The organism is Rhodoferax sp. (genome assembly GCF_039922535.1).
Taxonomy (GTDB): Bacteria; Pseudomonadota; Gammaproteobacteria; order Burkholderiales; family Burkholderiaceae_C; genus Rhodoferax_B.
This window is the reverse complement of sequence record NZ_JBDTEM010000294.1, coordinates 20,971-32,009: the sequence shown is the minus strand read 5'-3', so window position 1 is coordinate 32,009 and position 11,039 is coordinate 20,971. Positions and strand designations below refer to the sequence as shown.

At 63.9% G+C, this 11,039-nt stretch carries 11 protein-coding genes; 4 read left to right on the top strand and 7 right to left on the bottom strand.

The window, feature by feature from the left end; translation table 11 throughout:
- A partial coding sequence (locus ABI213_RS13945) for a putative PEP-binding protein (RefSeq protein WP_348027551.1) occupies positions 1-832 on the top strand: 832 nt, incomplete at its 5' end.
- Positions 833-914: 82 nt separating this feature from the next.
- On the opposite strand, the gene ABI213_RS13940 is transcribed toward ABI213_RS13945, so the two are convergent.
- From ABI213_RS13940 to lipA, 7 genes are all read right to left on the bottom strand, one after another.
- The gene (locus ABI213_RS13940; RefSeq protein ID WP_348008741.1) at positions 915-1,148 is read right to left on the bottom strand and encodes a hypothetical protein; all 234 of its coding nucleotides are present in this window, start codon (positions 1,146-1,148) and stop codon (positions 915-917) included.
- An 11-nt stretch (positions 1,149-1,159) separates the two neighbouring features.
- Positions 1,160-1,501 (bottom strand): HPF/RaiA family ribosome-associated protein, encoded by a 342-nt coding sequence (locus ABI213_RS13935; protein WP_348008740.1) that lies wholly within the window; start codon positions 1,499-1,501, stop codon positions 1,160-1,162.
- A gap of 229 nt (positions 1,502-1,730) precedes the next feature.
- Positions 1,731-1,856, bottom strand: coding sequence for a hypothetical protein (locus ABI213_RS13930; protein ID WP_348005439.1), 126 nt, complete (start codon positions 1,854-1,856; stop codon positions 1,731-1,733).
- Between the two features lie 117 nt (positions 1,857-1,973).
- Positions 1,974-2,267, bottom strand: a complete 294-nt coding sequence (locus ABI213_RS13925; protein WP_348005440.1) for a DUF4148 domain-containing protein — start codon at positions 2,265-2,267, stop codon at positions 1,974-1,976.
- Positions 2,268-2,546: 279 nt separating this feature from the next.
- Positions 2,547-3,179, bottom strand: coding sequence for a CDP-diacylglycerol--serine O-phosphatidyltransferase (gene pssA, locus ABI213_RS13920; RefSeq protein ID WP_348005441.1), 633 nt, complete (start codon positions 3,177-3,179; stop codon positions 2,547-2,549).
- Positions 3,180-3,309: 130 nt separating this feature from the next.
- Positions 3,310-6,729 carry a DEAD/DEAH box helicase gene (locus ABI213_RS13915; protein ID WP_348005442.1) on the bottom strand — a complete coding sequence of 1,140 codons (3,420 nt, stop codon included), beginning with the start codon at positions 6,727-6,729 and terminating at the stop codon, positions 3,310-3,312.
- Positions 6,730-7,728, bottom strand: a complete 999-nt coding sequence (gene lipA, locus ABI213_RS13910; protein WP_348005443.1) for a lipoyl synthase — start codon at positions 7,726-7,728, stop codon at positions 6,730-6,732.
- Between the two features lie 314 nt (positions 7,729-8,042).
- Between lipA and phaP the strand changes: the two genes are divergently transcribed.
- From phaP to ABI213_RS13895, 3 genes are all read left to right on the top strand, one after another.
- Positions 8,043-8,555, top strand: coding sequence for a TIGR01841 family phasin (gene phaP / locus ABI213_RS13905; protein WP_348005444.1), 513 nt, complete (start codon positions 8,043-8,045; stop codon positions 8,553-8,555).
- A 97-nt stretch (positions 8,556-8,652) separates the two neighbouring features.
- Positions 8,653-9,192, top strand: a complete 540-nt coding sequence (locus ABI213_RS13900) for a DUF2760 domain-containing protein (protein WP_348005445.1) — start codon at positions 8,653-8,655, stop codon at positions 9,190-9,192.
- Positions 9,189-11,024: an Hsp70 family protein gene (locus ABI213_RS13895; protein WP_348005446.1), complete on the top strand. Its 1,836-nt coding sequence runs from the start codon at positions 9,189-9,191 to the stop codon at positions 11,022-11,024. The genes ABI213_RS13900 and ABI213_RS13895 overlap by 4 nt, the downstream gene beginning before the upstream one ends.
- Positions 11,025-11,039 lie beyond the last annotated feature (15 nt).

The following is an 11,039-nucleotide window of genomic DNA, read 5'->3' as shown; positions in this document are numbered from 1 at the left end:
AGAGCAGTACCAGGCCTACCGCCGCGCGGTCGAGGGCATGCAGGGCATGCCGGTCACCATCCGCACGGTCGATATCGGTGCCGACAAGCCGCTGGACAAAGGCCAGAAGGAAGACACCCACCTCAACCCCGCCCTGGGCCTGCGCGCCATCCGCTGGAGCCTGGCCGACCCGGCCATGTTTTTGACCCAGTTGCGCGCCATTCTGCGGGCGGCGGTACACGGCCAGGTGAACCTGCTGATTCCCATGCTGGCGCACGGCAGCGAGATCCGCCAGACCCTATCGTTGCTGGACTTTGCACGGGCCGAGCTGGACAACCGCGGCGTGGTCTACGGACCGGTCAAGCTGGGCGCGATGATCGAGATTCCGGCAGCAGCTTTGTCGCTGCCGCTGTTTTTGAAGTACTTTGACTTTTTGTCGGTCGGCACCAACGACCTGATCCAGTACACCTTGGCGATTGACCGCGCCGACGAGTCGGTGGCCCATCTGTACGACCCGCTGCACCCGGCTGTGCTGCGCCTGCTGACGGACACCATCCAGGCCTGCCATGCGCAGGGCAAGGGTGTCAGCGTGTGTGGCGAAATGGCCGGTGATGTGGCCATGACCCGGCTGTTGCTGGGCCTGGGGCTGCGCAGCTTCTCGATGCACCCGGCGCAGATTTTGGCGGTCAAGCAAGAGGTGTTGCGCGCTGACACGGCCCGCCTGGGTCCCTGGGCCAAGCGCGTGCTGGAGTCCGAAGACCCGGCCTTGGCCATGACCGAACCCCTCAGCGCCCGTCCCGACAACGAGCCCTGCCGGGTGGATTCCGGGCTAGGGCCGTTGCCCAACTTCTAAAAGAAATAAGCCTCTAGCGCATATTCTGCCTGCGCTGAATGCTTTTATTTCGATAGCGAACTCCCGCTGCATTTTGAGGGGTTCATACCTTCTTTTTGGCTTTGGATGCAGTCCGTAGCAGGGCGAAGCTGCAGGCCGATGCCAGCAGCACGCCCATCACCGGAACCTGAAAGCCGATACCGGCAATGGCCGCCAGCAGCAAGGCCATGCCTATCCAAACATAGAGGCTGCGCGATGACGACGGCGGCGGCAGCGCCTGGGCACGCAAGGCGAGCGCAGTGCCCGGGCGGATGGGGTGTTGGTGTGGGTGTTGCATGGTGTGCTTCCTTAAATTTCTTCGGGGGTGGGGCGTGCGCGGGGCCGCACCTGGGCGCGCTGGCGCTGCACCAACTGGCGCAACACCCGTGCAGCACGGCCCAAGGCCTGGTCCACCGCCAAACGCCAGTTGCGGGCGGTGGAGGTGACCACCACCGTGCCGGCCGTCTCGGTTTGCAGCGCCAACTGGCAGCGCTTGTCGACACCGCCGCGGGGGCCGTTGACATCCGACAGCTGCACCTTGACGCGCGGCACCAGGCCTTGCAGCCGCCGCGTTACAAAGCGCACCCGGCGCTCCACGCGTTCGCGGAACTCAGCGCCTTCGGGATCTCGGGATTGAAACAGTACTTGCATGCCATATCTCCTGGGGTTGCTAGAAGCCCAAAGGTACGCCGCAAAACACTTCTGAAAAAGCAGATATTTCCGAAGTGTGGATTCGCATAAGCCAGCGCCTTGGTGGCGATGGACATGTCTGGGAGCAGCGCCTCGATTTCAAATAAAAATAGGCATAAAAAAAGCTGCTAGCGCTTACAAAATAAGCGGTAGCAGCTCTCTTATAAGGAGCATTTAGCCGGTGTATGGTTCAGGTTTGCGCCTGCGCATACACCGACTGCCCAGGAAGGCCGCTTTCATCCACCGCGTAGGCGCTGATCGCCACGGCGGACGCGAGTGCCAACAGGGCGGCGGCGGTAAATTTAAGGGTGTTCATGGTGCTTCTTTCGGAGGCCAGAGCCATCAGATAGTTGCCTTGTCGCTATGCGACCCGGGTGGGTTTAAATCGCATCGCACTCAAGGCACTGTCTGGCGGTCTGCAGGCTTGTAGAGCTTAGCCGTGCACTTGCACGATTTGGCCGGCCTTGCGGGCAGCCACGTACTCGGCGCGTACTTCGGCACGGGTCTTGGTGCTGGCGGACGCGATCTTGGGGTACTGCGAGTCGTTCAGCAGGTTCAGGCTGCCGTCTTGGCGGGCTTGTACCAGCTCAGTTTTGACTTCGGAGCGGGTTTTGGCGCTGGTCGTTACCAACTCGGGGTAGTTCTTGTTGGTTTCGGCAAAGGCGCTGGTAGCGGCTACAGAAGCCAAAGCGATCAAAGCGGTAGCGGCGAATTTAGATGCAGTCATGGTCATTTCTTTCAGGTTGATGGTTCAAAGGTTGCAGCTTTGTGGACTGCAGCCATGGTCGGCTTTTGCAAGCGCTTCGGTGAAGCGCTGGTGTGCCGAATCCATGGGTTGAACTTTAGGCCTGTTGACCCCGTACTAGGGTTAACCCTTTTGACGGCATCATTCTATTAAATTCAACGATAAGTGATTGACCGCACTAAAAATGTGGGAATTAAAGGCCGGAAATGCAGATTTGGCCGAAATGGCGCTAGACCGACCAGTCTGTTTTAAGGCCGTGTTTTAAGGCTTGGGAATCCGGATACGGCTGATCATCAGCGAGCCCGACAGCGCAAACAGCAGCACCAGCGGATGCAGCGTGAAGCCGCCCAGTACGACCGAACCACCCCACAGGTCTTGCCGCACATTGCCGGTCCAGGCGGCCATGCCCAGCATGAAGACCAGCACGATGGAGGTGGGAATCGGCGTGCCCTCGAAGTATTTCACCTTGCCCGTGCCCTCCGACAGCGTCTCGGCCGTCACGTTGTAGCGGGCCAGCCGCGACACCCCGCAGGCCACAAAAAACGCCAGCACGATGCGGTCAAACATTCCCTGCATCCCGCAGCCGTAGGCCATGATCGCCGGAGCCACGCCGAACGAGATCACATCCGCCAGCGAATCCAGCTCGCGCCCCAAGGCCGAGCTTTTTTGCCGCCAGCGCGCAATCTTGCCGTCGAATACATCGAATACCAAGGCCGCCAGCACCAGCCAGCAGGCAAAGTAGATGTGCCGCACATCGCCCACTTCCAGAAAGGTCATGGTCGAAAACAAGGCTCCCACGCCGCACACCGCGTTGCCCAGCGTGAACCAGTCGGCCAGATGGAATTCGCGGATCATGGAGAAGGGTTTTTGGGGGGGCTTGGGATTTGGGGGCATGGGTGCAATTCCTCTGCATCTGTGGATCAACGGGACAAGGATAGCGGCTGCGCCGACGGTCTTGCAGGCATCTAGTCCAGATTTATATAAAAAGTGCCTCCAGCGCAGGTACTACCTGCGCAAGGCGCTACTATTTCGATAGTGGTCTGAGCAACTCTTGCAAATCCGTTTCCGAGAACAACGGCTCCGAGCGGCCCTGGGCACCGCTGTACATGCTCTCGGCCAGCGCGGCCTTGCGCTCTTGCAGGGCCAGGATGCGTTCTTCGATGGTGCCCTGCGCCACCAGCTTCACCACCCACACGCTCTGCGTCTGGCCGATGCGGTGGGCGCGGTCGGTGGCCTGGGTTTCCACGGCCGGGTTCCACCAGGGGTCGTAGTGGATCACGGTGTCGGCCTGCGGCAGGTTCAGGCCCACGCCACCGGCTTTCAGGCTGATCAAAAACAGCGGCACGGCACCGCTGGTGAACTGGTCGATGAGCTGGTCGCGCTTTTGCGACTGGCCGGTGAGCTTGACCCAGAGGATGCCACGCGCTTTCAGCTCCACCTCGATGCGCGCCAGCATGCTGGTGAACTGCGAAAACAGCAACACCTTGCGGCCCTCGGCCAGCATCTCGGGCAAGATTTCCATTAGCTGGTCGAGCTTGGCGGAGCGGGTCACTTTTTTGGCCGACTCCAGCTTCAGCAGCCCGGGGTCGCAGCAGACCTGGCGCAGCTTGAGCAGCGCGTCCAGGATAGTGATGTGCGATTTGGCCAGGCCTTTGCTGTCCAGCGCTTCGCGCACGGCCTTTTCGGTGGTCAGGCGGATGGCCTCGTACAGGTCGGCCTGCGGGCCTTGCAGCTCGACGCGCATCACGGTTTCCACCTTGGGCGGCAGCTCGTTCGCGACCAGGGCCTTGGTACGGCGCAGCATGAAGGGGGTGATGCGGCTGCGCAACTGGGCCATGCGCTCGGTGTCGTTGCGCTTTTCGATGGGGGTGCGGAACAGCGTGCCGAACTTGGCCTGGCTGCCCAGAAAGCCGGGCATCAAAAAGTGGAACAGGCTCCAGATCTCGCCCAGGTGGTTTTCCATGGGCGTGCCGCTCAGGGCCAGGCGGTGCTGGGTTTGCAACTCGGCCACCACCTGCGCGGCCTGGGTGCTGGCGTTTTTGATGTTCTGGGCTTCGTCCAGCACCACGATGTGCCAGGGCGCTTGCAACCAGCCTTCGCGGTCGCGTTGCAGCAGCGAATAGGGGGCGATGACCACGTCGTGTTCGTGGGTGGTGTCGGCGACTTCGTGGCGGTCCTGGCCGTGTAAAACGAGGGTGCGCAGGCCGGGGCAGAAGCGCTGGGCCTCGCGCTGCCAGTTACCCATCAGGCTGACCGGGGCAATGATCAGCGCCGGGTTGCTCAGGCGGCCGGCGTCTTTTTCGACCTGGATGTGGGCCAGGGTTTGCAGGGTTTTGCCCAGGCCCATGTCGTCGGCCAGGATGCCGTTGAGCCCCGCGCGGCGCAGGAACTGCAGCCAGTTCAGGCCTTGCTGCTGGTAGGGGCGCAGGCTGGCGTGCACGCCCTCGGGCAGCGGCACCTCGGGCAGGACGCTGCGGCCGGCGAGCTGGGCTACCAGTTCCTGCAGGGCGCTGGCCCCGGTCCACACCGCGCCTTCGCCCAGGGCGGCCCCGGCGCGCAGGGCTTCCATGCGGCTCAGGCGCAGGCTGTCGCCCAGCAGGTCGTGCTGGCGGTCGCCCACCAGCTCCAGCAGGGCCGCCAGCCAGGGGCGCAGCGGCTCGGTGGGGACGCGGATAAAGCTGTCGTCCGGCTTGCGCATGTAGACAAACGGCGGCAGCACGCGGTCACCGCTGGCCTCGTCCACCGGGGCGTTGGCCAACTGGTTCAGCAGGCTGGGCAGCCAGGGCAGGATGTTGTGGCGCTCACCGTTGATCTCCATGCCCAGGGACAGGTCGAACCAGGGTGATGCGTCTGGGTCGTTGGCGTTCTGTGCCTGCATTTGCACGTCGAGGGCATCGGCGCGCTGCAGCCAGTCGGTGAGCGCATCGTCTCGGGTAACGGTAAAGCCATCGGCGCGGAAGGCGGCGAAGTCGGTGTCGGCCCAGTCCAGCCAGGTCTGCTGGCTTTGCGGGCCGGCAAGGCAATAGCCCGCATCGGGCGTGCCCAGCAGGCCGTGGGCCATCAGCCGTGTTTCCATGGCCAGCTCGGAGGGCAGGTCGCGGACCAGCAGGGTGCGTGCGCCGCGGTGCGTGACGACCACGCTGCTGTCGGTGGAGTCCCACACTCCACGCAGCCCGGCGTAGTCAAACTCCAGCCGGGCCCACAGCAGCCCGTAGGTGGCCTCGTCCTTTTTGGCCACCGGCACCAGATGCAGGTGGCCGGTGGGCGCCACGCCTTGCACGGTGGGCAGGGGCTTCAGGGTGGGCGGCATAGCCACGGCGGCCAGGCGGCGGGTCAGCGGCAATTGCAGCGGCTCAATGGCCGATTGCGGCATGGGCGGCGCGTTCAGCAGCAGCGGCAGTTGCTCGGGGGCGATGCCCTGGGTTTGGGCCAGGCCGCAAAGGCCTTGGGCGGTGTCCAGGTACAGGGGCGGGTGGTTGGCGTAGACCTGGGCGTTCTCTGAGCTATGGCGCAGCTGGGATTGCAGCGTCCACACGGGTTCGCTGGCCAGCGGCTGGGCGGCTTCCTGCCAGGTCCAGTCCAATTCTCGGGGGGCCGCCCAGCGCAGCGGTGCGCCCAGAAAACCGCCGTCGGCCACAGTAAACAGCCGCCCGGTATCGGAGGCCATTTGTAGCGCCAGCAGCCCAGCCGTACCTTCCACGACGGCGCTGTGGGTGGGCGCATACGCATAGTGGGCCGAGCCACTGGCCATGCCTTTGAGCAGGCGCAGCAGCTCTTGCTCGGCGGGACTGGCGGCATCGAACAGCGGGTGGCCCGGGTAGGGCGGGGTCTGGATGTTTTTCGGCTTGGCCCACTCGCCGTTTTTCTTCAGATAGGTTTTTTGCAACTGCAGTTGCAGCAGCTGGGTTTTTTGCTGTGTGGTGCTGGGGCACAGGGTGTAGACAAAGCTCTCGGCCTGCGCAGTGTCGGGCCGGGGGCTGCCGCGCCGGTCCAACGCGTCAAATTGCGCCAGCCATTGGCGCACCTTCAGGGCCGCAGCATCGCGGGTGCGCTGCTCGGCAGCCATGCGGGCGGCGGCCAGTTCGGCATCAGTGGGTGGCTTGGGCGGTGTGGCGTTGACGGTAGCCTGGGTGCGGTAGGCGGCCTTGAGCGACAGGGCTACGGCGTGCTTGCAGTCCACGCCCACCGGGCAGCTGCAGTCGGCATCCCAGTGCGTCAGCATGCCGTGCACGTTGATGTGCAAGCGGATGCTTTGCGTGTAGGGCGTGCGTTCGCTGCCCTGCACGCTGCCGGTGAGCTGCCAGCGGCCGTTGTCGATGGCCCGGACCTCGATGTCCAGCACCTTCTGCCCCCGGTACAGGGTCAAGCCCCGTTCCAGGACGGCATCCGAGACGTAGTTGCCGAGATTGCGGGGGTTGAACCAGAGGCCGCCGACCGTCGCCATTTACAGGGTGGTAGCGGCGTTGGCCAGGGCGTGTTCGGCCTGCTGGTCGGCGTGGTAGCTGCTGCGCACCATGGCGCCCACGGCGGCGTGGCTGAAGCCCATTTCGTACGCGCGGGTCTCGAACATCTTGAAGGTGTCGGGGTGCACATAGCGCTTCACCGGCAAATGGCTGTTGCTGGGCGACAGGTACTGGCCGATGGTCAGCATGTCGATGTTGTGGTCGCGCATGTCTTGCATCACCTGCAGGATTTCTTCGTCGGTCTCGCCCAGGCCGACCATGATGCCGCTCTTGGTCGGCACGTTGGGGTGCAGGGCCTTGAATTTTTTGAGCAGGTTCAGGCTGAACTGGTAATCGGAGCCGGGGCGGGCTTCCTTATACAGGCGCGGCGCGGTTTCCAGGTTGTGGTTCATCACATCGGGCGGGGCCAGTTTCAGGATTTCCAGCGCGCGGTCATCGCGGCCACGGAAATCAGGCACCAGCACCTCGATTTGCGTTTGGGGCGAGAGTTCGCGGATGTTCTTGATGCAGTCCACAAAGTGCTGGGCACCGCCGTCGCGCAGGTCGTCGCGGTCGACGCTGGTGATCACCACGTATTTCAGTTTGAGCTTGGCGATGGTCTTGGCCAGGTTCAGTGGCTCGTCTACGTCCAGCGGATCAGGCCGGCCGTGGCCGACATCGCAAAACGGGCAGCGGCGGGTGCATTTGTCGCCCATGATCATGAAGGTGGCCGTGCCCTTGCCAAAGCATTCGCCGATGTTGGGGCAACTGGCTTCCTCGCACACTGTGTGCAGGTTGTTTTCACGCAGGATCTGCTTGATTTCGTTGAAGCGGGTGCTGGGCGAGCCGGCCTTGACGCGGATCCAGTCGGGTTTTTTCAGCACTTCGCCCTGGATGACCTTGACGGGGATGCGCGACAGCTTGGCACCGGCCTTTTGCTTGGCAAGCGGGTTGTACGACTCTACAGATTGCGCGTCGCGGACGACTTCGGTGGTGCTCATGGGCGGTTTCTTTGTCAGGATGGCCGAAGCCTGGATTATCGCCGCAGCCCACCAACGGGCTACGTGGTCACTACTTATCCCTGCGCCGATGGCGATAAAGCTACCTAGGGGTGCGGGCAGTTCGGTACGAGATTAGAGCTTCCTGTCTTGGTAATGTCGCACAGTGCGCGCTATAGTTCAGTCCATGTTGCAGTGCAACATAAATAGGACTTACACAGCGCCCCTGTGTCGCCCTCTGGGCGCACAGAGGTGCTTGCGTAAGTCCTAGTAAAACCTTGCACTGACCCCTCACCCCTTTTTATATTGGAAACACCATGCTGAACTTTGAACAAATCACCGCCAACCAAAAAGCCGCTGTTGCCAGCCTGTTTGACCTGTCCAACTCGCTATTTGACAGCGCGCAAGCCCTGGTCAAGCTGAACCTGCAAGCCGCCAAGACCACTCTGCAAGAAACCGAAGAAGCCGCTTTGACCGCTGCTTCGATCAAAGATCCCAAGGAACTGGTTGAGTTGGTTACCAAGGTCGCCAAGGCAGCTCCTGAAAAGGCTGCTTCTTACCTGCGCCACGTGCAAGCCATTGCCACCAGCAGCAGCACCGAAGTGCGCACCTATGTGGAAACCGCCACGTCCGGTGCCAAAGCCGAGCTGGCCACCCTGGTGGATGCCGCTGTGAAGAACGCCCCTGCTGGCAGCGAAAACGCTGTGGCCCTGGTGAAGTCGGCTGTGGCCGCTGCCACCACCGCGTTCGAAACCGCCCAAGCTTCCGCCAAGGAAGCCACCGACAAGGCAGTAGAAGCCGTAGTCGCCCAAATGGAAGCCAAGGCCTAAGCCTGCTTTCTGTGTGCGGCCCTAGGTCGCACATCGCGGACAATATCGCCTTACGGCCTGGTTTTTACCGGGCCGTTTGTCTTTGTGGAGAACCAATATGACCAATCCCCCCTCATTTTTTGCCCGTCTGTCGCTGGCCTTTGCCGTGCTGGGCGATAGCCAACTGGCCGCCAAGGTGCAGGATGCCCGCAACGGTGTCGTCCCCGCCGCGCCACCCGCTCCCCCCGCACCCCCGCCAGCGCCCATTCTGAAAGTCGCCACCCCTGATGCCGCCTTGCAGTTGCTCGGTTTGATGCAGCGCGAAGCCCGGTTTGTGGACTTCATCCAGGAAGACGTGGCCAGTTATTCCGATGCCGACATCGGCGGTGCCGCCCGTTTGGTGCACACCGGCTGCCGCAAAGTGCTGCAAGAACACTTCACTTTGGCCCCGGCGCGGCCCGAGGCCGAGGGTAGCCGCGTGGTGCTGGAGGCCGGATTTGATGCCGCCGCCGTGCGCCTGACCGGCAACGTGGTGGGCAACGCCCCGTTCCGTGGCACGCTGCGACATCCCGGCTGGAAGGCCACCGAGGTGCGCCTGCCCCGCACCACCGAGGGCCACGACCCGCGCGTCATCGCCGCCGCCGAGGTGGAGCTATGAGCGAGGCTCGCTACGCCATTGGCATCGACCTGGGCACCACGCATTGCGCGCTGTCGTGGGTGGATTTGGCCAACCCCGAAGCCCCGCCACAGATCCTGCCCATCGCCCAGCAAAGCGCTCCCGGCGCGGTGCAGGATTACGCGCTGCTGCCGTCCTTCATCTATTTGCCCCATGCGAGTGAGTTTGCCGATGGCGACCTGGCCCTACCTTGGCACAGCGACACGCAAGCCGTAGTCGGTGAATGGGCCCGCAGCCACGGCGCGCAAACCCCCATCCGCTTGGTCTCCAGCGCCAAAAGCTGGCTTTGCCACGCCGGGGTAGACCGCCGCGCAGCCATTCTGCCCAACGATGCGCCCGATGAAGTCGCCCGCATTTCCCCGCTGGAAGCCAGCACCCGCTACCTGGCGCACCTGCGCGATGCCTGGAACCACACGCACCCCGATGCACCCTTTGACCAGCAGGCGCTGACCGTCACCATCCCCGCGTCCTTCGACCCTGCCGCCCGTGAACTCACGGCCGAAGCCGCCCAGGCCGCAGGCTACACCGGCGTGACCCTGCTGGAAGAACCCCAGGCCGCTTTGTATAGCTGGATCGCCCAGAGCGGCGGCAGTTGGCGCAAACAGGTCAAGGTGGGCGACGTGATCTTGGTGGTCGATGTGGGCGGCGGCACCAGCGACTTCTCGCTGATCGCCGTGGTTGAGCAAGACGGTAACCTGCAACTGCACCGCGTGGCCGTGGGCGAGCACATCCTGCTCGGCGGCGACAACATGGACTTGGCCCTGGCCCACGGCGTGGCCCGCCAGTTGGCGGCGGACGGCAAGGCGCTGGACCCCTGGCAAATGCGCGCGCTCACCTATGCCTGCCGCCTGGCCAAGGAAAAGCTGCTCACCGATACCGACACCCACACCGTGCCGCTGCTCATCCCCAGCCGGGGCGCGCGCCTGATCGGCGGCTCGATCCACGCCGAACTGAGCCGCGACGCGCTCACCGCCACCATCCTGGAAGGCTTCTTTCCCCAGGTGGCGAGCCACGCCCGCCCGGTTTCCCGCGCCCGTGCCGGTTTGACCCAGCTCGGCCTGCCCTATGCGCAGGACGCGGCAGTCACCCGCCACCTGGCCGCGCTGCTGGGCCGCCAGGTCGGTGCCACTGCCGCGCTGGACGGCTTCGCCGCACAACCCGATGCGAGCTTCCTGCACCCCACCGCCGTACTGTTCAACGGCGGCGTGTTCAAGTCCGACCTGCTGGTGCAGCGCACCCTGGCCACGTTGAACGGCTGGCTGCAGGCCGAGGGTGCACCCGCCGCCCGCCTGCTGGACGGCGCGGATCTGGACTTCGCCGTAGCCCGTGGTGCCGCCTACTACGGCACCGTGCGCGGCGGCCAGGGCATTCGCATCCGTGGTGGCACGGCCATGGCCTACTACGTGGGCGTGGAATCCGCTATGCCCGCCGTGCCAGGCCTGGAGCCGCCGGTGCAAGCCCTGTGCGTGGCCCCGTTTGGCATGGAAGAGGGCACCGAAGCGGCTCTGCCGCCGCAAGAGTTCGGCCTGGTGGTCGGCGAAGCCGTGCGCTTTCGCTTCTTCGGCTCCAGCGTGCGGCGTGACGACACGGTCGGCCAGATGCTCGATTTCTGGACCCCCGACGAGCTGCAAGAGCTGGCCGAGATCGAAGCCACCCTGCCCGCCGAGGGCCGTGCGGTTGGCGAAGTGGTGCCGGTGAAGTTGCACGCCCGGGTGTCGGAAATCGGCACGCTGGAGCTGCTGGCCGTGCCGCGCAGTGGTGGCGAAGGCTGGAAAGTCGAGTTTGAGGTCCGTTCGGATTCCCATCTTGCGTGATCGGTTTTGTCTGGC